This window comes from Nocardiopsis sp. NPDC006139 (genome assembly GCF_040614155.1).
GTDB lineage: Bacteria > Actinomycetota > Actinomycetes > Streptosporangiales > Streptosporangiaceae > Nocardiopsis > Nocardiopsis changdeensis.
In genome coordinates, this window is sequence record NZ_JBEXTT010000005.1 from 171,096 (window position 1) to 192,442 (window position 21,347).

The window sequence follows — 21,347 nt, forward strand, 5'->3', positions numbered from 1 at the left end:
GGTGTTGTCGTGTCGCGAATCCCGGTGGAAGCACCACTCGAAGAACTGGAAAGGCTGTGCGGTGAGGACCACTCCCCACTGGATTGTGTTCAGGTCGCCCAGGACTGCATCGCGGGGGTACAGGGTGGGGCGCCGCTCGATGTCGCCGAACGAGTGGCCGAACTGCTGGCGGCTCGGAGGAAACGGCTGTCGGAGGACGATGAGGGGCGCGTTTCGCTGTACTACGTCGAGGCCAACGCCTGGCGGGTCCGGTACCTGCATGCCGGGCGGGAACACGACCTGCGCCGGGCGATCGAGGCGATCGACGGTGCATTCGCAGCGGCCGGGCCCGACCATTCCATGTACAGCCAGATCCGAGCAGACCGAGCCATCATCCATGTGTTGCGGCCCGGCACCGATGTGATCGGTGAACTGCGGGCAACAGTGCAGGACCCGGATATCGATTCGCGGACCAGGGCCAGGGTCATGCTCAACCTCGTCAACGAGTTGCAGCAGCGCTACATCGCCACTCAGGACTCCACCGCACTGGACGAGGCGGTCGACCTCGCCGACCAGGCATTGGAACTCGACTCCCGCACGGACGACGACAAGTACTGGTGGCGGCTCATGCGTGCCGGGCAGGCCCATGTGTTCAAAGGCGCCCATAACCGTGATGCGGCATCGTTCGACCAGGGGATCGCTTTGCACCTGCGGTCCGTCGCCCGACTGCGGCCCGGCCATCCCTACTGGCCCGGTGCACTCAACCAGTTCGCGTCCGCCCTGCACGGGCGGGCCTTGATGACCGGCTCGGGAGACTCCCAGAGGCGTGAACTGGCCCTTGCCGTGCACCTCCTGCGGACATCGGTACACATGGCCGACCCCGCGGCCCCTGATTACCCCACCTTCGCAGAGAACCTCGCCACGGCCCTGCGGGGGTTGTGGAGAGTGACGGGGGAGCAGTCCCTCTTGGACGAGGCGATCACCGTCATGGAAAGAGGCCGAGCGAGCAGTGAGGCGAGCCCCACCGCTCGGGAGCGGGATTCTCTCGCCATGGTCACCGCGATGTTGCGCATCGCACGAGATCCTCGGGATCCGGAATTCCCGGACCTTCTTGCCGAGGGGTTGTCGAACGCCCACCCTCACAGCGCCGTGCTGGGCGGTCTGTTGGGCGCCTATCTGGAGACGGAGGCCGAGGATTGGCAGGGTGCGGCCGACCTGCTCCGTCATGTGGTCGAGCGGCTTCCGCACGCGATCTCCGAAGCGATCCCGTTGGAGGACCGGGAAAGAGGACTCGCCACGATCGCGACGGACCTCGCCCGCGACGCCGGTGCGGTCTTCCTCCGAGCAGGCCGACCCGTGGGCGAAGCACTCCAGATCCTGGAATCGGGGAGGGCCCTTCTCATCGGACAGGCGCTGGCCCGCCACCGCAACGCCGATCTCGACCCCGTTCGTGCAATGTCCCCGCCCCTGGCGGCGCGAGTGGAGGAACTGCGCGCGGAGCTGGCCCGGGTGCAGGATGCCGGCCACGGCCCGAACGCCGACCGGCGGCACCGCCTGGTGGGGGAACTTCGGGAGGTCACCGAGCAGATCCGGTCCCTCCCGGGGTTGGACCGTTACCTGTTGCCGCCCGCTCCGGGAGAACTCGCCCGCAGGGTGGGCGCCGTCCCTGTGGCCACGGTCAATGTGAGCCGTTTCCGTTGTGATGCACTGATCCTGCGGGAGGGAGGGGGGACCCAGCTCGTGCCTCTGCCGGACCTCACCCAGGAGGAGGCGGCGCGTCGGGCCGAGGAGTTCACCGCGGCGGTCACAGTGCTCTCCCGGCCTCTGCAGCAGGGAGGGCCGACCCTGAAGGAGCGGCTCCATCACGGCGCTGTACTGGTCGAGGTCCTGTCCTGGCTTTGGGAAACGGTAGCCGAACCGGTCCTTGCCGCACTGGGGATCACCTCGGTACCGGGCACCGGGACACTGCCTCCTCACCTGCGCTGGTCGCCGACCGGTCCGTTGACACTGCTTCCGCTGCACGCTGCCGAACGGCCCGGGACGCCCGGCGACTCCGTCATGGCCAGGGTCGTCTCCTCATACATACCGACCCTGCGCTTGCTCGACGATCCCCGTGCCGAGGCCGCACCCTCTCCGCCTCGGGAGGGGTACCTGGTCGTTCCGGTCCCGCACTCGTCTCTCATGCCGGAGGAGCCGCTGGAGCAGGCCGGGGAGGAGGCCGCGCACCTCGGGGCCGTCCTGCCCCAGGCCCGTTCGTTGGAGCCGGAAGGGGTATCGGCTCCGGTGGTACAGGCCGGCCTCGGCGGGGCCCGGGGTGTGCACTTCGCCGGTCACGGAATCAGTGACGCGCACCACCCGTCGCGCAGCCACCTGGTGCTGCGAGACGAGATCCTCACCGTGGCGGACCTGATTGCACAGCGCCTGGACGGTCTGGGACTGGCCTTCCTCTCCGCCTGTCACACCGCCCATGCGGGGGCACGGCTGCCCGACGAGATCCTGCACCTCACCTCCGCCTTCCGTGCCGCGGGGGCGCGCAACGCGGTCGGGGCCCTGTGGAAGACGGGAGACGAACACGCACGCAGGTTCACCGAGGTGTTCTACGAGCGCCTGGGCTCGCCCGTGGACGGTGACACGGGCGGGCCGGACCCTGAACGGGTCGCGGCTGCGGTGCACCATGCCGCCGTGAGAGTGCGGGAGGAATATGAGTCCCCTATGGCCTGGGCGCCGTTCGTGCACGTGGGCTGAGCGGAGGCGGTTGCGCGTCCAAGGACTCACTCTTCGAACTGCGCGTCCGCGGGTGAGGCGGAGGTCTCCGGTACAGCATCCTTCCGCTGTCGTTCTTTAAGGCGCCGGATTTCCTTCGGCGTCCCCTGGGAGACGACGACCCACCCCTCGCCCGCGGATGCGGCCACCGCCGCTCTCTTGTTCAGGAACGGGGAGACCAGGCGCCCCAGGTCTGCTGGGGACGAGGCCGGAGGGGGTGTGACGCCCAGCGAACGTGCGACCGGGCGCAGGCCGATGTCAACCGCGGTCTCCATCAGCGCCGCCAGGTCGGCGGCGCGTTCACGTGCCATGAACAGGCCGACGGCCAGCATGGCGGCCCCGCCCACCGCCGCGGGCCACCACCACAGGCCCAACACGAGGTACACGACCCCCCACGCGCCCACCCCGACCGCAGTGTCCACCGCCGTGATCGCGGCCCGGAGCTCATTGCGTACAGTTGGGGACAGTACGAGCCATAACCGGGGCCAGAGCAGCTTCAGGTCGACCCGGTAATACAGGCCGACCTGTTCCTCGGTATCCCGTATCGGCTTGTTCAGGGGATTCTCGCTGGCGTCGAACCACAGCCATCCCATCCCATGGGCCACTACCCTGCAGCCCAGTCCGGCCAGGGTAGCCGTCAGCGCCGTGCCCACAGCGGCCACGGCGAGTGTACCTGGGCGGGCGCCCTGTGCTTTCTCATACCAGTCGGAGGCCGCCTCGACCAGGTGATGCCGGTCCACGGCGTGCTCCTGCCCCAGAGCGAAGGCCAGGCACAGCGCCGCGAGGAACAGGCAGCCGGGGAGCGTGAGCCGGGAGAGCCACCGTTCGGCGAGCTTACCGCCCAGCCCGGCGAGGAAGCCGGTCACAGCCACCGTTCCACGAAGGGTCGCCCCTGAAGAGCACAGTACCGCTCCTCCGGGGGTGCGCCGGGATCCTGGGAGCGTGAGCACACACCGTTCGGGCAGGCGGGCCGCAGAACCGCGCCCTTGCCTCCGGTCACGCCCACTGCCCTTCTGTAGCCGCCGGGAGACGTGTCGGGGCCACCGCGGAACTTCTGGGTTTCGATCCCCAAGGCGCGCAGTACCGAGTTCAGGAGGTCGGAGCAATCCTCACCGCGGACCGCTGCCGCTACACAAGCCTCGAGGTCCGGCCTCAGCTCGGCTCCGGTCACCTCCCGTAGTTCCTCCAGGTTCTCGCAGCTCCACGCGATGAGTTCCGAACCCGCCACGTCGTTCCCGTTCTAGTCGGTGGAGGCATCAGGGCCAAGGTGCCGTCCTGCGGTGTTGGTCGGAGGACCGGCGGCGACCGGGAGTGCGGCCGGTCGCGGAACGGCTCCGCCGTGTACGCCACCGATTCTGCCGAGTGGAAGCCCGCAGGGTAAGGGGTTCTGTATGAAACGGCCCCATACGAGCATCCAGGCACCGGACGGGGCCGGGAGCGCCCGGTGCCGAGAGGGAGGTCGGATGCGGTGGTGGGGGAGATGGGACATGGTCGTACTCTCCTCACCCACGAGCTAGCCGAGGTCCTGGTCATCGCCAACGGCGTCCGCGCCGGGCGCCGCCCCGCCGCGGACGGCCCCCGGGCCCGCCGGCCCGGGGCCGGGGCGCGCGGGTAGGAGGAGGGCCAGGAGCGCGGTCGCGGCCTGCACCGCCGCGAGGGCCCAGAAGACGGCGGAGTACCCGGCGGCCGGGCCGCCCCCGGCGGACCCGGCGGAGGCCAGGGGGACCAGGAGCGCGAGCCCCACCGCGCCGCCGGCCTGTTTGGCGGTGTTCATCAGCCCCGACACGGCCCCGGCGTCCTCGGCGCGCGCCCCGGAGGTGACGACGGCGGTCAGCGGCGTGGCGAACAGCCCCGCGCCCAGCGCGATCGCCACCGCCGGGCCCGCGACCGCCGTGAGGTAGGTGCCCGAGGACAGGGCGGCCGCCTGCCAGGCGAAGCCCGCCGCGGCGGTGAGGGCCCCGGCGGCCACCAGGGTGCGGGCCCGGAAGCGCTCCATGAGCCGGGGCGCCACCCGCCAGCCGACGAGCATGGTGACCAGGGTGTGGGGGAGGAACCCCAGTCCGGTGGCCAGCGCCCCGAACCCCAGGACGTCGTGCATGGCGAAGGCGAGGAAGTACCACATCGGGATCTGGAGACAGGCCCCCGACAGCAGCATCAGGAGGTTGCCCAGGCCGGTCGCGCGTTCCCGCAGCAGCCGCGGCGGCAGCAGCGGGGCGGCCGCCGTGCGGGTCTCGACCACGGCCAGGACGGCCAGCGCGAGGACCCCTGCGGCCAGGCAGGCGACCGCGCCCGGGTCCGCCCGCCCGTGGTCGGCGGCGCGGGTGAGGCCGTAGGTGAGCGCGGTGAGTCCGACGGCGGCCGCCAGGGCGCCGGGCACGTCCAGGCCGCCGCGCACCGCCGCGCGGCGGTGCCCGCCGGTCAGCACGCGCAGGGCCGTGCCCACGGCGAGCAGCCCCAGGGGGACGTTGACCAGCAGGACGGCCCGCCAGGACAGCGCCTCGGTGAGCAGCCCGCCGACGAGGTTGCCCGAGGCCCCACCGGCCAGGCCGACCGCCGTCCAGACGGCCAGGGCCCGGACCCGGGCGGGCCCCTCGGGGAAGGCGGAGGTCAGCACGGTCAGCGTGGCCGGGGCCAGCACGGCGGCGCCCAGCCCCTGCGCGGCGCGGGCGGCGACCAGTACCCACGGTGCGGTGGCCAGCCCGCCGACCAGGCTGGCCGCGGTGAACAGCGCGAGCCCGGCGGTGAACGCCTGCGACCGCCCGTACAGGTCGGCCAGGCGGCCGCCCGGGAGCAGGAACCCGGCGAAGGCCAGCGCATAGGCCCCCGCCACCCACTGCACCCCGCCGGGTGTGAAGTCCAGCGCCTCCCGGATCGGCGGGAGCGCGACGTTGACCACCGACACGTCGAGCACCACCATGAACTGCGCCGTGCAGACCAGGGCGAGCACGCCCCGGTGCGCCGCGCCGGGCCCCGCGCCGGCCGCGCGTTCTCCCATGACGCCCCTCCCCATCAGAACGATGTGACCACATCGGTTTGCCTGAGACCGTAGCCGGGCTACGATGGCCCGGTCAAACCGATGTGCCCACATTGGAAAAGGGGGCGGGGATGGAGCGACGGGCCCGCGGCCGGGGGGCCGCGTACGAACGGCGCCGGAACGAGATCGCGGACGCGGTGCTGGAGGTGGTGGCCGCCGAGGGCCTCTCGGCGGTGTCGCAGAGCACGGTCGCCGCCCGCGCCGGGGTCTCGCCCGGCCGGGTCCAGCACTACTTCCCGGCCCGCCACGAGCTGATCGAGGCCGCCTTCGACCGGGCCAACGCCCTGAGCAGCGCCCGCATCGCCGCCCGGGCCGGCGCGGACTCCCCGCCCCGCGAGGCGCTGACCGCGGTCCTCACCGAGCTGATCCCCTACGACGCGCCCACGCGCACCCACATGCGCATCCGCCAGTCCTTCACCGCGCTGGCCCTGTCGGAGGAGTCCATCGCCGACCGCATGCGCGGCGAGTACGAGCGCTTCCACGGGCGGCTCGCCGACCTGCTGCGCCGGGACCGGGAGGCCGGCGCGCTCCCGGCCGCGGTGGAGCCGGACCGGGAGGCGGTCGCCCTGGCCGCCCTCGCGGAGGGCCTGGCCTACTACGTCCTCATCGGCTGCGAGGACGCCGACGCGGCCCGCGACCGGGTGCTCTCCGCGATCGCCGGCCTCTACACGTCGACCTGACCCGCCCCGGCCGGGCGCCGTGTACATCGGGCGCCCCGCCGCGGCGGGGGAACGGTGGGGGGCGGGGGTTGCCCGAGCCCGCCGGGAACGGATAGAAGGGGAGACCGAGAGGGCCGCCGGTGCGGGCCGCACCGCGCCGGGCGGCCGAACCGACCCCGGGGAGCGAGCATGGAACACACGGCCGCGGACGTGCCCAACCCCTTGGAGCAGCCGACCGTGGAGGACCTGCGCCGGCGCACGAGCATGAAGTGGCGTACCTACCCGGAGGACGTGCTGCCCCTGTGGGTGGCCGAGATGGACGTGCCCCTGGCCGAGCCGGTCGCCCGGGCGCTGCACCGCGCGGTGGAGCTCGGCGACACCGGCTACCCCGTCGGCGGACGCGCCTACGCCGAGGCGCTTGCGGGGTTCGCGCAGCGCCGCTGGGGCTGGAAGGGCCCGGAGGTGGAGCACACCGCCCTCGTCCCCGACGTCATGCTCGGCATCGTCGAGGTCCTGCGCCTGGTCACCGGGCCGGGCGACACGGTGGTCGTCAACCCGCCCGTGTACCCGCCGTTCCACGCCTTCGTCACCCACGCCGACCGGCGGGTGGCCGCGGCGCCGCTCGGCGCGGACGGCCGCCTCGACCTCGACGCGCTGGGGGAGGCCTACGCCGCCGCCCGCGCCCGCGGCGGCCGCCCCGCCCACCTGCTGTGCAACCCCCACAACCCGACCGGCGCGGTGCACACCCCCGACGAGCTCGCGGCCGTGGCCGCCCTCGCCCGGGAGTACGGCGTCCGGGTGGTCGCCGACGAGATCCACGCCCCGCTGGTGCTCGACGGCGCGCGGTTCACCCCCTACCTCAGCGTCGACGGCGCGGAGGACGCCTTCGCCGTCACCTCGGCCTCCAAGGCCTGGAACCTCGCCGGGCTCAAGGCGGGCCTCGTGCTCGCCGGACCCGGTGCGGCGGACGACCTGGCCCGCATGCCCGAGGAGGTCGGCCACGGGCCCAGCCACCTCGGCGCGCTGGCGCACACCGCCGCCCTGAACGAGGGCGGCGCGTGGCTCGACGCCCTGCTGGCGGGCCTGGCCGCCAACCGCGAACTGCTGGGGAGGCTGCTCGCCGAGCACCTGCCCGGTGTCGGGTACACCCCACCGGAGGGCACCTACCTGGCCTGGCTGGACTGCCGGGGGCTGGGGTTCGACGACCCCCGCGACACGGACGGCCCCGGGGTCGTCACCGACCTGGCGGGCCCGGCGCGCGTCTTCCTGGACCGGGCGCGGGTGGCGCTCAGCTCCGGCCACACCTTCGGCTCCGGCGGCGCGGGCCGGGTACGCCTGAACTTCGCCACGTCCGGGGCGGTCCTCACGGAGGCGGTGCGGCGCATGGGGGAGGCGGTGCGGGCCGCCGGCTGAGACGGCCCCGGGCCGGGGCGGCGCCGCGCGGGTGCGGCGCCGCGTCCGGCTCAGATCACCGACAGCTCGCGGAGCTTCGCCTCGACCTGCGCGTTGTCCGGTTCGACGTGGTGGGTCCCGTCGGGGTAGACGACCACCGGGATGTTCGTCCTCCCCGAGATCTCCCGCGCCCGCTCGGTCGCGGCCGGGTCGTGCTCGACGTCGATGTACTCGAAGGGCACCGCCAGGTCGGTGAGCTGCTTCTTCGTGCGTCGGCAGTCCCGGCACCAGTCGGCCCCGTAGACGCGGATCGCCGCCTCGTTCATCCGTCCTCCCTCTGGGTGGTCACCGCCCCAGTGTCCCCTATGCGGACACACGGCCACGAACGGGACGTGCCGCCCGGTCAGGGGAGGAGGCCGCCCACGAGCAGCCCCAGCGCGGAGGCGAGCAGGCCGAGCAGGAGCATTCCCCAGGCGTACACGAGCGCGACGCCCCGGGAGCCCGCGCGCAGCAGCCGGACCGCCTCCACCGAGGCCGTGCCGAACGTCGAGTAGCCGCCCAGGAACCCCACCCCGGCGACCTCGGGGAGGCCGCCGGCGTGCCCGTGGGCGAGGGCGTACCCGGTGAGCAGGCCCAGCAGCAGGCAGGCGGAGATGTTCACGGTGAGCGTGCCCACCGGTAGCCGGGTCCGGCCGCCCCGGGTCAGCGCGGTGTCGACCAGGAACCGGCAGGCGCCCCCCGCCCCGCCGGCCAGCGCTGTCATCAGCAGCAGGACCATCACCGCCCCCGCCCCGCGCGGCGCGCGACCGCCGCCGCCCCCGCGACGCCGACCCCGGCCGCGGCGACCCCGGCGGCGACGCTCGCCACCGCGTAGGCCGCGGCGACGGACGGGTGCCCGGAGTCGGCGAGCCGGCCGACCTCGATCACGTACGTGCTGTAGGTGGTGAACCCCCCGAGCACGCCGGTGCCCGCGCCCAGGCGGACCCGTCTGCGCCACCCGGTGTCCCCGCCCGAGCGGGAGAGCGCCTCCAGGAGGGCGCCCAGCAGGAGGCTCCCCAGGACGTTGACGCCGAAGGTCGCCCACGGCCACTGGCCCGCCCCGGCGGGAAGGGCCGCGCCGATGCCCGCGCGCGCGAGCGTGCCGACCGCGGACCCGGCCGCGACCAGCAGTGCCGTGCCGAGGATGTGCGTGCGGGGTCCTGGGGCGGTCCCCGCGGCCGCGGGCCGCGCCGGTGTGCGTGTCATCGCCGAACCCTTCCGGGCAGGCCGGACCCGCCCCGTGGAAACGGTGCAGGAACCATCAGCCGACCGGCGGTTCGGGCGGGCGCCCCGGCGGGATCCATCGCCGCCGCGAGTCTATCCCGGCCGGTGGGGGCCGGGGCGGAGCCGGGCCGTGCGGAGGGCGGCCGAGGGCGGACACCCGGCATGCGGGGCCCGGGACGGGGGAGGGCCGCCAGGTTGGGCACAATGCCCCTATGGGTGGAACCGACGTCACCACGTCCGTGCTCTGGTCCGCGCTGGGCGGCCCGCCCGGCCTGGCGGAGGGGGTGTCCTACCGGGGTGCCGGGGCGGTGCTCCCCGCCCGGCTGCCGGTGCGGGAGCTGGCCCGCGCCACCGTCGGGGTGTGCTCGCTGGCCGCCGCCGAGCTGCTGGCCGCCCGCGGCGGCGCCCCGGTGCGGCCGGTGGAGGTGGACGAGGGCTCGGTGGCCACCGCCTTCGTCAGCGAGCGCCACCTGCGGGTGGACGGGCGCCCGATGGTGCCGTTCGCGCCCCTGTCCGGGTTCTGGCGCACCGCCGACGGCTGGGTGCGCACCCACGCCAACTACCCCCACCACCGCGAGCGGCTGCTGGCCGCCCTGGAGCTGTCCGGGGACACCGACGCCGAGGCCCTGGGCCGGGTGCTGGCCGGGCGGCGGGCCCGGCAGGTGCAGGAGGAGGTGTACGCCGCCGGGGGACTGGCGGTGGCCGTGGCCGACCACCCCGACCCCACCCGCCCTCCCGTCGTGGAGGAGCGCCCCATGTGGGGCCCGGCCGACCGCCTCCTGGGCCCCGCGGACCTGCCGGCCGCCGGGGTGCGGGTGCTGGACCTGACCCGGGTGATCGCCGGACCGGTCGCCACCCGCACCCTGGCCCTGCTCGGCGCCGACGTGCTGCGGGTGGACACCCCCCGCCTGCCCGAGGACCGCGACACCCACATCGACACCGCGCCCGGCAAGCGCTCCACCCTGCTGGACCTGGCCGAGCCCGCGGACCGGGAGGTGTTCGAGGGCCTGCTGGCCTCGGCGGACGTGGTGGTCACCGGCTACCGCCCCGGGGTCCTGGACCGGTACGGGCTGTCGCCCGAGGACCTGGCCGAGCGGCGCCCCGGGGTGATCACCGCGGCCCTGTGCGCCTGGGGCTGGTCCGGCCCCCGCTCCGGGCGCCGCGGGTTCGACAGCCTGGTGCAGGCCGGGGTCGGCATCGCCGCCGCGGAGGCCGGGGAGGACGGCGCCCCCGGCGCGCTGCCCGCCCAGGCCCTGGACCACGGGACCGGGTACCTGCTGGCCGCCGCCGTCCTGCGCGCCCTCACCGACCGGGCCGCCGACGGCCTCGGACGCGACCTGCGCCTGTCCCTGGCCGGGACCGCCGGGCTGCTGCTGCACGGTATCGACCCCGTGCCCGCGGCCGAGGGCGCCCACGACCCCGAACGGTGGCTGACCACCGCGGACTCCCCGTACGGCGGGCTGCGCTACGCCCGCCCGCCGGTCGGCTACGCCGGGGCGCCCACCGACTGGGCGACCCCGCCCACCCGGTGGGGCTCGGACGCCCCGGCCTGGCTCTGACGGCTCCGGCGCCGACGGCTCAGTACCGGTGCTCCAGCAGGACCCCGGCGACGGCGGCCCCCTCCGGTTCCAGGAGGTCGTCGCCGTCCTCCACCTGCCACAGCGCGTCCTGGAGCACCCGCCCCAGCGTCCATCCCGCGGCGCGCGACCGGTCCAGCCCCAGCCGCTCGGTGAGCAGGTCGAACCGGCGCAGCACCGCCCGCGGCACGTCGCCGCGGGCCCGGACCTCCTCCCACCGGTTGGTCAGGGCCGGGAGCAGGTCGAACCCGGGGTCCCCGGCCAGGGGCTCGGGGTCGATGGCCAGCCACGGCTCGCGGTCGGCGGCCAGCACGTTGTCGTAGTGCAGGTCCCAGTGCAGCAGCCGGTCGCCGGGGGAGTCCAGGAGCTCGGCGACCGCGGCGGCGCAGGCGCGCACCAGGGCGCGGTCCTCCTCGCGGCGCAGCTCCGGGACGGCTCCGGGGGCCTGCGCCACCATGGCGGACGCCACGTCGGCGAGGGTGCGCAGCCCCGCCGGGGCGGGCACGGCGGTCAGCCGGGCCAGCAGGTCGGCGAGGATCCCCAGGGCCTCGGTGTCGTCGGGCACCGCCGACAGCGGGCGGGCGGCGTCCAGCCGTTCCAGCAGCAGGCCGCCGGTGGCCGGGTCGTGGTCCAGCAGGCGGACCGCGCCGTCGCCGTTCCAGGTGCGCAGGCCCAGGGCCGTGCCCGCGCTCTCCTCGGTGACGGGCTGGGCCTTGAGCACGGCCGGCGTGCCGTCGGGGCGCACCACCGGCAGGACCAGGCCCGCCATGCCGTTGCGGACGGGGCCGTCGGGGCGCAGCGACCAGCGGTCCACGAGGTCGCGGACCAGGGCGGGCAGCGCGGCGAGCCAGGCGCGGCCCCGCGGGCTGGAGCCGTGCGAGGCGACCAGCGCCTCGGGGACGTCGATGTGCAGGGAAAAGGACACGGGTGAGATCTCCTTCGCGGTGGATGTTCCAGGGGTCGCGAAGGAGCGGGGCGGTGCCCGGATGCGCCCGGGCCGGGGTCAACGCATGGTCAACACTGTAGGGCCTGCCGGGGGTCGGGGGACGGCGGTGTCGGAGGCGGTGGATAACTTACCGCCATAGAACACCGAGGAGTCGTCCATGCCCCCGCTGCACCCCGAGCTGCGCCGTATCCGCTACCTCCCCGTGCCCCCGGTCACCAGGGGCACCAGCGGGGTCATGCGCTGGTTCACGTCCCGGATGCGGCCCGGCCGAGTGCCCGCGGACATGACCGTGCGGCACCGCACGGTGCCCGGCCCCGCCGGGGCGCCGCCGGTCGAGGCGTGGGTCTACCGGCCCCGGTCCGCCCCGTCCACCACCCCCGCGCTGCTGTGGGTCCACGGCGGCGGGCACCTGATCGGCCATCCCGCGCAGGACGAGAGGGGCAGTGTCGGGTTCGCCCGCGAGCTGGGCATCACCGTGGTCGCCGTCCGCTACCGCCTGGCGCCGCGCCACCCGGCCCCGGCCGGCCTGGAGGACGTCCACGCCGCGCTGGAGTGGATGGCAGCCTCCGCCGGTGAGCTGGGCATCGACCCCGGGCGCATCGCCGTCGGCGGGGCCAGCGCCGGGGGCGGCCTGGCCGCCGCGCTGGCGCTGCTGTGCCACGACCGGGGCGGGCCGCGGCCGGTGTTCCAGCTGCTCGTGTACCCGATGCTCGACGACCGCACGGCGCTGCGCACCGATATCGACACGGCGAACATGTACCTGTGGTCGCCCTCGGCCAACCGCTACGCCTGGAGCGCCCTGCTGGGCCGCCCGCCGGGCTCGGAGGGGGTGTCGCCCTACGCCGCGCCCGCGCGCCGGGAGGACCTGTCGGGGCTGCCCCCGGCGTGGATCGGGGTGGGCACCAACGACCTGTTCCACGACGAGGACGTGGCCTACGCACGCCGCCTGGAGGAGGCCGGGGTGCCGTGCGCGCTGAGCATCGTGCCCGGGGCCTTCCACGGGTTCGAGGTCCCCTTCGCGGACACCGGGGTGGTCAGGGGCTTCCGCCGCGCGCAGACCGACGCCCTGCGCGCCGCGCTCTTCCCCGACGCCTGACGGCCCCCGCCGTCACGGCGTGCCGGACGGTCAGCCGGTGAGGGTCAGCTCGAAGGAGTACCGCGAGGCCCGGTACAGGTGGGAGCCGTGCTCCACCACCCGGCCCACGTCGTCGTAGACGGTGCGGTCCATGGTGAGGAGCGGCGCCCCGCGCCGCTCCTCTAGCACCCGCGCCTCGGCGGCGGTGGCGCCGCGCGCGCCGATGCTCTGCGAGGCAACCTTGAGCCGCACCCCCGCCGCCCGCAGCAGCTGGTACAGCCCGTGGTCGCGCAGGGCGTCCTCGTCCAGGCGGACCAGGTCCGCGGGCACGTGGTTGCGCATCAGCGCCAGCGGCCCGTCGCCGATGCGGCGCAGCCGCTCGATCGTGTACGCCCGGCCCCCCTCGGGCAGTTCCAGGACGGCCGCCACGGCCGGGGGCGGCTCCTCCACGGCCAGCCGCAGCACCTCGGTGCGCGGCTCCTCCCCGGCGCGGGTGAGGTCGTCGTAGAGGCTGGACAGCTCCACCGGGCGGCGCACCCGGGGGCGCACCACCTGGGTGCCCACCCCGCGCCTGCGCACCAGCAGGCCCCGGTCGACCAGGTACTCGATGGCGCGGCGCAGGGTCGGCCGGGACAGGCCGAGCCGGTCGGCCAGCACCACCTCGTTCTCCAGGCGGGTGCCCGCCGCCAGCTCCCCCTCCAGGATGCGGCGCTCGATCTCCCGGGCCACCTGGAAGTAGAGGGGGATCGGGCTGGCGCGGTCCAACGGGATCGACAGGGGCGTCTGGGTCACGGTGCCAGTGTACAGATTGACCGGAGATCATGATGTCCATATGTCTAGACAAAGTCTTGACACCGGGGAGGGTCGGCGTGACGATGGGGGCGCCGGTGTGACGTGACGCACACACCCCCCGTTCTCGAAAGGGCGCTCCATGCGCATTGGCCTCATCGGAACCGGACGCATCGGACTCTCGCACGCCGCCGCCCTGGCGGCCCGACCCGAGGTCGGCGACCTGCTCGTCGCCGACCTCGACCCCGCCCGCGCCCGCGCGGCCGCCGAGCGCACCGGCGCCCGGGCCGCCGAGAGGGTCGAGGACCTCCTCGCCCCCGGCGCGGTCGACGCCCTCGTGGTCACCGCCGCCACCGGCGCCCACCCCGGCCTCATCCTCGCCGGGGCCGCCGCCGGGATCCCCGTCTTCTGCGAGAAGCCCGTCGCCCCCACCGTCGCCGAGACCGTGCACGTGCTCACCGAGGTCGAACGCGCCCGGGCCCGGGTGCACATCGGTTTCATGCGCCGCTTCGACGCCGGGTACCGGCGCGCCCACAGGGCCCTGCGCGACGGCGAGCTGGGCGAGCTGCACCGGGTCCACGCCACCACCTGCGACATGGCCCCGCCGCCCGCCGCCTACGTCGCCGGGTCCGGGGGCCTGTTCCGCGACTGCCACGTCCACGACTTCGACATCCTGCGCTGGGTCACCGGCCGGGAGGTCGAGGAGGTCTTCGCCTACGGGGCCGGCCGGGGCGCCGACTACTTCGCCGAACACGGCGACGTCGACACCTCCGCCGCCGTGCTGCGGCTGTCCGACGGAACCCTGGCCACCCTCCAGGGGTCGAGGTACAACGGCGCGGGGTACGACGTGCGCATGGAACTGGCCGGAACACACGCCACCCTGGCCGTCGGACTCGACGACCGGGTTCCCCTGCGCTCGGCCGAACCCGGCACCGCGTTCCCCTCGGGCGACCCCTGGGAGGAGTTCTGGTCCCGGTTCACCCCCGCCTACGAGGCGGAGATCGCCGCGTTCATCGCCATGGTCCGCGACGGCACGCCCAGCCCGTGCACGGTCGCCGACGCGCTGGAGGCCGTGCTCGTCGCCGACGCCGCCGACCTGTCCAGGCGCGAGCACCGCCCGGTCCGGGTGGACGAGGTCCGGCCCTGAACCGGCGCCGGCGAGCAGAGAGGGAGGAGACCGCGTGACCACCGCCCCCGACGGACCCGCGACCGGGCCCTACCCCGCCGGACCGTCCGCCCCCGCCGAGGTCCTCACCATGGGCCGGGTCGGCGTCGACATCTACCCCGACCAGGTCGGAGTGGGCCTGGACGAGGTCACCTCCTTCGGCAAGTACCTGGGAGGGAGCCCCACCAACGTCGCCGTGGCCGCCGCCCGGCACGGCCGCTCGGCCGCCGTCCTCACCCGGGTGGGCGACGACCCGCTGGGCCGGTTCGTGCGCCGGGCCCTGGCCGGGTTCGGGGTGGACGACCGGCACGTGCGCGCCGTCCCGGGCACCGCCACCCCCGTCACCCTGTGCGAGGTCTTCCCGCCCGACGACTTCCCGCTGTACTTCTACGGCCGCGACCCCGCCCCCGACCTGCTCATCGGCGCCGACGAACTGGACGAAGCCGCCATCGCCGGGGCCGGCCTGTTCTGGGTCACCGGCACCGGCCTGTGCCGGGAGCCCTCCCGTACCGCCACCCTGGAGGCCCTGCGCGTCCGCGGCCGCCGCGGCCACACCGTCCTGGACCTGGACCACCGGCCGATGTTCTGGGACTCCCGCGAGGACGCCCGTGCCCAGGCCGCCAGGGCCCTGCCCCTGGTCACCGCCGCCTGCGGCAACCTCGACGAGTGGGAGGTCGCCGTGGGCACCCGCGACCCCGACGAGGCGGCCCGGCGCGGCCTGGACCTGGGCCTGGAGACCGCCGTGGTCAAACAGGGCCCCGAGGGGGTCCTGGTCGCGACCGCCGTGGCCGTACACCGCGAACCCCCGGTCCCCGTGGAGGTGGTCAACGGCCTGGGCGCCGGGGACGCCTTCGGCGGCGCCCTGTGCCACGGGCTGCTCGCCGGCTGGGGCGTCGCCGAGACCGCCCGGTTCGCCAACGCCGCCGGGGCCATCGTCGCCTCCCGGCTGTCCTGCGCCGACGCCATGCCCACCACCGCCGAGGTCCGCCGCCTGCTGGGGGAGCCCGGGCGGGAGCCCCCGCCCGCCGACCGCGGACCGGCGGGGGAGGCACCGTGATCGCCGACCGCTACCGCGACCTGGTCGCCACCCGGGTCCACCACCCCGACGCCATCGCCCGGGCCGCCGCCGACCGGGCCCGGCCCGCCTCCCCGGTCGGGCCCACCGGGCGGGTCCTCATCATCGCCGCCGACCACCCGGCCCGCGGCGCCCTGGCCACCGGGGGCCGCCCGCTCGCCATGGCCGACCGCGTCGACCTGCTCGACCGGCTGTGCACCGCACTGGCCCGGCCCGGGGTGACCGGGGTGCTGGCCACCGCCGACCTCGTCGAGGACCTGCTGCTGCTCGGCGCCCTGAACGGCAAGTCCGTGTTCGGCTCCATGAACCGGGGCGGCCTGGCCGGGGCCGACTGGGAGGTCGACGACCGCTTCACCGGCTACACCCCCGACGGCCTGGTCCGCGCCGGACTCCAGGGCGGCAAGATGCTGCTGCGCCTGGACTACGCCGACGGCCGCACCGCGCCCGTCCTGGAGCACTGCGGCCGGGCGGTGAGCCTGCTCAACGCCGCCCGCCTGGTGGCGATGGTCGAACCCTTCGTCTCCCGGCGCAGCGGCGGCGTGCTGCGCAACGACCTGTCCACCGAGGCGGTGGCCCGCGCCGCCGCGATCGCCTCGGGGCTGGGCGACTCCTCCGCCCGCACCTGGCTCAAGCTGCCGGTGGTGGACGGGATGGAGCGCGTCGCCGCCGCCAGCACCCTGCCCGTGGTCCTGCTGGGCGGCGAGGCCGCCGCCGACCCCGAGGCCGCCTACGAGCGCTGGGCCGAGGCCCTGACCCTGCCCACCGTCATCGGACTGACGGTGGGCCGTTCACTCCTGTACCCGGCCGACGACGACGTCGAGGCCGCAGTCGACACCGCAGTGGGGCTCCTGTGACATCCACCGAACACCGCCACCACCTCCCGGCGCTCAGCACCGCGGCGCCGCCCTTCCGCACGGTCGTCACCCCCGAGGCCGCCGGATGGACCTACTCCGGGCTGCGGGTGCTGCACCTGGCCCCGGGCGCGAGCGCGCGCATCGCCACCGGCGGGGCCGAGACCCTGGTCCTGCCCCTGGACGGCGGCTGCACCGTCACCACCGGCGAGGGGGAGGTGTTCGGGCTGACCGGCCGCAGGGACGTGTTCTCGCGGGTCAGCGACTTCGCCTACCTGCCCCGGGACGCCCACGCGACCGTCGCCTCCGCCGGGGGCGGCCGCTTCGCCCTGCCCTCGGCCCGCTGCGAGCGGCGCCTGCCCGCCCGCTACGGGCCCGCCGAGAAGGTCCCGGTCGAGCTGCGCGGCGCCGGGCAGGCCTCCCGCCAGGTCAACAACCTGTGCACCCCCGAGAGCTTCGAGGCCGACCGGCTCATCTGCTGCGAGGTCCTCACCCCGGCCGCCAACTGGTCCTCCTACCCGCCGCACAAGCACGACGAGGCCACCGGCACCGAGTGCGAGCTGGAGGAGATCTACTACTTCGAGGTCGCCCGCGGACCCCGCGGCCCCGGCATGGGCTACCAGCGGGTCTACGGCGACCACGACCGGCCCGCCGACCTGCTCGCCGAGGTGCGCTCCGAGGACGTCGTCCTCATCCCGCACGGCTGGCACGGGCCCTCCATGGCCGCCCCGGGCTACGACCTGTACTACCTGAACGTCATGGCCGGGCCGGGCGAGGAGCGCGCCTGGCACATCACCGACGACCCCGCCCACGGCTGGGTCCGCGACACCTGGGCCGGTCTGCCGACGGACCCGCGGCTGCCGCTGTGCACCGCCCAGGGGCCGGGGGAGGGCCGATGAGCGACACCGTGCGCCTGACCACCGCCCAGGCACTGGTCCGGTTCCTGGCCGCCCAGTACACCGAACGCGACGGCGAGCGCCGCCGCCTCATCGCCGGGGTGTGGGGCGTCTTCGGCCACGGCAACGTCGCCGGGCTGGGCCAGGCCCTGCTCCAGGCCGCCGTCACCGGCGAGGCCGACCTGCCCTACCACCCGGCCCGCAACGAGCAGGCCATGGTGCACGCCGCCACCGCTTACGCCAAGGCGAGCGACCGGCTGTCGGCCTTCGCCTGCACCGCCTCCACCGGGCCCGGCTCCACCAACATGGTCACCGGGGCCGCCCTGGCCACCACCAACCGGCTCCCGGTCCTGCTGCTGCCCTCGGACATGTTCGCCACCCGCGCGGTGGATCCGGCGCTCCAGCAGCTGGAGGACACCCGGGCGGGGGACGCCACCGTCAACGACGCCCTGCGCCCGGTCTCCAAGTACTGGGACCGCGTCACCCGGCCCGAACAGCTGGTCCCCGCGGCCCTGGCCGCGATGCGGGTGCTCACCGACCCCGCCGAGACCGGCGCCGTCACCCTGTGCCTGCCCCAGGACGTGCAGGCCGAGGCCCACGACTGGCCCGAGGCGTTCTTCCGCGACCGCGTCTGGCACGTGGACCGGCCCCGCCCCGACACCGCCGCCCTGGAACGCGCCGCCGCCGCGGTCCGCGCCGCGCGGCGCCCGCTGCTGGTCGCCGGGGGCGGGGTGGTGTACTCCGGGGCGGCGGCCGAGCTGCGGGCGCTGGCCGAGGCCACCGGCATCCCCGTCGCCGACACCCACGCCGGCAAGGGGGCCCTGCCCTGGGACCACCCGTGCTCGGTCGGCGGGCTGGGCGCCACCGGGACCGCCGCCGCCAACGCCCTGGCCGCCGACGCCGACGTGGTCGTCGGGGTGGGCACCCGCTACAGCGACTTCACCACCGCCAGCCGCAGCGTGTTCGGCGACCCCGGCGTGCGGCTGGTCAACGTCAACATCGCCCGCGCGGACGCCGCCAAGCTCGGCGCCCTCACCGTGGTCGCCGACGCCCGCGAGGCCCTGGCCGCCCTGCGCGCCGCCCTGGACGGGTACCGCGTCCCCGCCGCGCAGGAACGCCGCGCCCGGGAGCTGGCCGCGGACTGGGCCGCCGAGGTCGACCGCCTGCACCGCGCCCCGGCGGCCGACGGCCTGCTCGCCCAGACCGCCGTCCTGGGCGTGCTCAACGACGTCCTCGACGACCGCGACGTGGTGGTCAACGCCGCCGGGAGCATGCCCGGCGACCTCCAGGCGCTCTGGCGGGCCCGCGACCCCAAGGCCTACCACGTCGAGTACGCCTACTCCTGCATGGGCTACGAGGTCGCCGCCGGGCTGGGGGTGCGCATGGCCGCCCCCGACCGGGAGGTCGTCGTCCTGGTCGGCGACGGCTCCTACCTGATGATGGCCCAGGAGATCGCCACCATGGTCGCCGAGGACCTCAAGGTCACCGTCGTCGTCGTGGACAACCGCGGCTTCGCCTCCATCGGCGGGCTGTCGGAGTCGGTCGGCTCCCAGCGCCTGGGCACCGCCCACCGCCGCCGCGACCCCGTCACCGGGCGCGACGACGGACCGCCGCTGCCGATCGACCTGGCCGCCAACGCCGCCTCCCTGGGCGCCCGCGCGGTGCGCGCCCGCACCCTGGACGACCTGCGCGACGCCCTGCGCGGCGCCCGCGACGGCACGGGGGTCACCGTCATCGAGGTGCGCACCGACCCCCGCGCCCCCGGGCCCGACTCCGGCGCCTGGTGGGACGTGCCCGTCGCCCAGACCTCCGAGCTCGACACCACGCGCCGGGCCCGCGAGGCCTACGAGCGCGCCCGCACCGCCCGCCGCCACCACCTGTAGCCCCGTCACCTTCAGAAAGGGACCGAACGGATGACAGAGGCCACCGGCCCCGCCCAGGACCGGCTGATCCTGGGATCGGCCCCCGACTCCTGGGGGGTGTGGTTCCCCGACGACGAACGCCAGGTCCCCTGGGACCGCTTCCTCGACGAGCTCGCCGCCACCGGCTACGAGTGGCTCGAACTGGGCCCCTACGGCTACCTGCCCACCGACCCCGACCGGCTCGCCGACGAGGTGGGCCGCCGGGGGCTGAAGGTCAGCGGCGGCACCGCGTTCGGCAACCTCCACGACCCCCGCGCCCGCGAGGACACCGTGGCCGTGGTGCGCGCCGTCGCCGGGCTCACCGCCGCCGTGGGCGCCCGCCACCTCGTGCTGATCCCGCCCATGTTCCGCGACGAGAAGACCGGCGCCTACACCGAACCGCCCCACCTGGACGCCCGCCAGTGGGCCGAGCTCACCGCCACCGCCGACGAGCTGGGCCGCATGCTCCTGGGCGACTACGGCGTGCGGCTGTGCCTGCACCCCCACGCCGACACCCACGTGCTCACCCAGCCCGAGATCGAGCGCTTCCTCGACGCCACCGACCCCGACCTGGTGTCGCTGTGCCTGGACACCGGGCACGTGGCCTACGGTGGCGGCGACGCCGTGGACCTGATCCACCGCTACGCCGAACGCGTCGGCTACGTCCACATCAAGCAGATGGACCCGGCGGTCCTGCGCCGCGTCCACGCCGAGGGCCTGTCCTTCGGCGAGGCCGTCGAACTGGGGGTGTGCGTGGAACCGCCCGCCGGGGAGCCCGCCCCCGCCGCCGTCATCGAAGCGCTCCGCGACGTCGACGCCCGCCTGTTCGTCATCGTCGAACAGGACCTGTACCCGTGCGAGCCCGACGTGCCCGCGCCCATCGCCGAGCGCACCCGCCGCTACCTCAACTCCTGCGGCCTGGGCGCCCGCCGCCAGAGGAGGCCCTGACCCGGCCCGCCGCACCACCGAACCGTCCCCCGACCGAGAGGGCCCACGACCCATGCAACGCCCGAAACCCCGCACCTCACTGGCCCTGGCCGCCGCCGCGACACTGCTGGCCGCCACCGCGTGCAGCTCCGAGGGGGGACGCGGGGAACCCGCCGGAGACGGCGCCCCGGCCCCCGAGCTGACCATCGCGATGATCACCCACCAGGTCCAGGGCGACACCTTCTGGGACATCGTCCGCACCGGCGCCGAGGCCGCGGCCGAGAAGAGCGGCGTGAACCTGGAGTACACCGCCGACCCCGAGGCCTCCGAGCAGGCCAACCTCGTGCAGAACGCCGTCGACCGCGGCGTCGACGGCATCGCCGTCACCCTGCCCTCGCCCGACGCCATGCGGGACGCCGTCACCGCCGCCACCGAGGCGGGCATCCCCGTGGTCGCCCTCAACGCCGGCATGGACCAGTGGCAGGACATGGGCGTCCAGCAGTACTTCGGCACCGACGAGCGCCTGGCCGGGGAGGCCTACGGCGAGCGCCTCAACGAGGAGGGGGCCCGGAACGCCGTCTGCGTCATCCACGAGCAGGGCAACATCTCCCTGGAGGCCCGCTGCGAGGGCCTGGCCGAGGCCTTCGACGGCGAGTCCGAGGTCCTGTACGTCGACAGCGCCAACATGCCCGAGGTGCGCTCCACCATCTCCTCCCGCCTGGAGGAGTCCGCCGACGTCGACCACGTGGCGGCCCTGGGCGCGCCCATCGCCGTCACCGCCGTGGACGCCGTCGCCGACGCGGGGTCCCAGGCCACCGTGGCCACCTTCGACACCAGCGCCGAACTCGTCGAGCTGGTCCGCGCCGGCGACGTCGCCTGGGCCGTCGACCAGCAGCCCTACCTCCAGGGCTACCTGGCGGTCGACTCCCTGTGGCTGTTCAACACCAACGGCAACACCCTCGGCGGCGGCGAGGCCGTCCTGACCGGCCCGGCGTTCATCGACGGGACCAACATCGAGCAGGTCGCCGAGTACGCGGAGAGGGGGACCCGGTAGC

Annotated in this window: 19 protein-coding genes and 1 riboswitch; of the genes, 12 read left to right on the top strand and 7 right to left on the bottom strand. The window is 75.1% G+C overall.

Features of this window, described 5'->3' with window-relative positions:
* The first annotated feature begins 9 nt into the window (after positions 1 to 9).
* The gene (locus ABZ249_RS08570; RefSeq protein WP_355259179.1) at positions 10 to 2,724 is read left to right on the top strand and encodes a CHAT domain-containing protein; all 2,715 of its coding nucleotides are present in this window, start codon (positions 10 to 12) and stop codon (positions 2,722 to 2,724) included.
* A 26-nt stretch (positions 2,725 to 2,750) separates the two neighbouring features.
* Here the strand turns inward: ABZ249_RS08570 and ABZ249_RS08575 are convergent, their stop codons facing one another.
* Together ABZ249_RS08575 and ABZ249_RS08580 are read right to left on the bottom strand one after the other, a co-directional pair.
* A complete protein-coding gene (locus tag ABZ249_RS08575; protein ID WP_355259182.1) occupies positions 2,751 to 3,608 on the bottom strand; it encodes a hypothetical protein in 858 nt (285 codons plus the stop codon).
* A 647-nt stretch (positions 3,609 to 4,255) separates the two neighbouring features.
* Positions 4,256 to 5,737, bottom strand: coding sequence for an MFS transporter (locus ABZ249_RS08580; RefSeq protein ID WP_355259185.1), 1,482 nt, complete (start codon positions 5,735 to 5,737; stop codon positions 4,256 to 4,258).
* A 110-nt stretch (positions 5,738 to 5,847) separates the two neighbouring features.
* Between ABZ249_RS08580 and ABZ249_RS08585 the strand changes: the two genes are divergently transcribed.
* Both ABZ249_RS08585 and ABZ249_RS08590 read left to right on the top strand, forming a co-directional pair.
* Positions 5,848 to 6,456, top strand: a complete 609-nt coding sequence (locus ABZ249_RS08585; protein ID WP_355259188.1) for a TetR/AcrR family transcriptional regulator — start codon at positions 5,848 to 5,850, stop codon at positions 6,454 to 6,456.
* A 168-nt stretch (positions 6,457 to 6,624) separates the two neighbouring features.
* On the top strand, positions 6,625 to 7,848 hold the full coding sequence (locus tag ABZ249_RS08590) for an aminotransferase class I/II-fold pyridoxal phosphate-dependent enzyme (RefSeq protein WP_355259191.1): 1,224 nt from the start codon (positions 6,625 to 6,627) through the stop codon (positions 7,846 to 7,848).
* Between the two features lie 50 nt (positions 7,849 to 7,898).
* Here ABZ249_RS08590 and ABZ249_RS08595 read toward each other — a convergent pair whose 3' ends face one another.
* The 3 genes from ABZ249_RS08595 to ABZ249_RS08605 form a co-directional block, all read right to left on the bottom strand.
* The gene (locus tag ABZ249_RS08595) at positions 7,899 to 8,153 is read right to left on the bottom strand and encodes a glutaredoxin domain-containing protein (protein ID WP_220561661.1); all 255 of its coding nucleotides are present in this window, start codon (positions 8,151 to 8,153) and stop codon (positions 7,899 to 7,901) included.
* Positions 8,154 to 8,230: 77 nt separating this feature from the next.
* Positions 8,231 to 8,605 (bottom strand): CrcB family protein, encoded by a 375-nt coding sequence (locus tag ABZ249_RS08600; protein WP_355259194.1) that lies wholly within the window; start codon positions 8,603 to 8,605, stop codon positions 8,231 to 8,233.
* Positions 8,605 to 9,072 (bottom strand): CrcB family protein, encoded by a 468-nt coding sequence (locus ABZ249_RS08605; protein WP_355259197.1) that lies wholly within the window; start codon positions 9,070 to 9,072, stop codon positions 8,605 to 8,607. The genes ABZ249_RS08600 and ABZ249_RS08605 overlap by 1 nt, the downstream gene beginning before the upstream one ends.
* Before the next feature lie 39 nt (positions 9,073 to 9,111).
* A riboswitch (Fluoride riboswitch) is annotated at positions 9,112 to 9,183 on the bottom strand.
* Positions 9,184 to 9,302: 119 nt separating this feature from the next.
* Between ABZ249_RS08605 and ABZ249_RS08610 the strand changes: the two genes are divergently transcribed.
* Entirely contained in the window at positions 9,303 to 10,649 is a 1,347-nt protein-coding gene (locus ABZ249_RS08610) for a CoA transferase (protein WP_355259200.1), read from the top strand.
* 19 nt (positions 10,650 to 10,668) lie between these two features.
* On the opposite strand, the gene ABZ249_RS08615 is transcribed toward ABZ249_RS08610, so the two are convergent.
* Complete coding sequence (locus ABZ249_RS08615) at positions 10,669 to 11,592, bottom strand: aminoglycoside phosphotransferase family protein (protein ID WP_355259203.1); 924 nt, start codon at positions 11,590 to 11,592, stop codon at positions 10,669 to 10,671.
* Positions 11,593 to 11,770: 178 nt separating this feature from the next.
* On the opposite strand from ABZ249_RS08615, the gene ABZ249_RS08620 reads away from it, so the two are divergent.
* The gene (locus ABZ249_RS08620; protein WP_355259206.1) at positions 11,771 to 12,709 is read left to right on the top strand and encodes an alpha/beta hydrolase; all 939 of its coding nucleotides are present in this window, start codon (positions 11,771 to 11,773) and stop codon (positions 12,707 to 12,709) included.
* Between the two features lie 30 nt (positions 12,710 to 12,739).
* Here the strand turns inward: ABZ249_RS08620 and ABZ249_RS08625 are convergent, their stop codons facing one another.
* On the bottom strand, positions 12,740 to 13,480 hold the full coding sequence (locus ABZ249_RS08625) for a GntR family transcriptional regulator (RefSeq protein ID WP_355259209.1): 741 nt from the start codon (positions 13,478 to 13,480) through the stop codon (positions 12,740 to 12,742).
* 139 nt (positions 13,481 to 13,619) lie between these two features.
* Between ABZ249_RS08625 and ABZ249_RS08630 the strand changes: the two genes are divergently transcribed.
* The 7 genes from ABZ249_RS08630 to ABZ249_RS08660 all read left to right on the top strand — a co-directional run bounded on the left by ABZ249_RS08630 (position 13,620) and on the right by ABZ249_RS08660 (position 21,346).
* Positions 13,620 to 14,624, top strand: a complete 1,005-nt coding sequence (locus tag ABZ249_RS08630) for a Gfo/Idh/MocA family oxidoreductase (protein WP_355259212.1) — start codon at positions 13,620 to 13,622, stop codon at positions 14,622 to 14,624.
* 109 nt (positions 14,625 to 14,733) lie between these two features.
* Positions 14,734 to 15,699, top strand: coding sequence for a 5-dehydro-2-deoxygluconokinase (gene iolC, locus ABZ249_RS08635; protein ID WP_355259588.1), 966 nt, complete (start codon positions 14,734 to 14,736; stop codon positions 15,697 to 15,699).
* Positions 15,696 to 16,571, top strand: a complete 876-nt coding sequence (locus ABZ249_RS08640) for an aldolase (protein ID WP_355259215.1) — start codon at positions 15,696 to 15,698, stop codon at positions 16,569 to 16,571. Before iolC ends, ABZ249_RS08640 begins: the two co-directional genes overlap by 4 nt.
* Positions 16,568 to 17,467, top strand: a complete 900-nt coding sequence (gene iolB / locus ABZ249_RS08645; protein ID WP_355259218.1) for a 5-deoxy-glucuronate isomerase — start codon at positions 16,568 to 16,570, stop codon at positions 17,465 to 17,467. Before ABZ249_RS08640 ends, iolB begins: the two co-directional genes overlap by 4 nt.
* Entirely contained in the window at positions 17,464 to 19,347 is a 1,884-nt protein-coding gene (iolD, locus tag ABZ249_RS08650; protein ID WP_355259221.1) for a 3D-(3,5/4)-trihydroxycyclohexane-1,2-dione acylhydrolase (decyclizing), read from the top strand. Before iolB ends, iolD begins: the two co-directional genes overlap by 4 nt.
* Before the next feature lie 30 nt (positions 19,348 to 19,377).
* On the top strand, positions 19,378 to 20,313 hold the full coding sequence (locus ABZ249_RS08655; RefSeq protein WP_355259224.1) for a TIM barrel protein: 936 nt from the start codon (positions 19,378 to 19,380) through the stop codon (positions 20,311 to 20,313).
* A 52-nt stretch (positions 20,314 to 20,365) separates the two neighbouring features.
* Positions 20,366 to 21,346 (top strand): sugar ABC transporter substrate-binding protein, encoded by a 981-nt coding sequence (locus tag ABZ249_RS08660; RefSeq protein ID WP_355259227.1) that lies wholly within the window; start codon positions 20,366 to 20,368, stop codon positions 21,344 to 21,346.
* The last annotated feature ends 1 nt before the right edge of the window (position 21,347 follow it).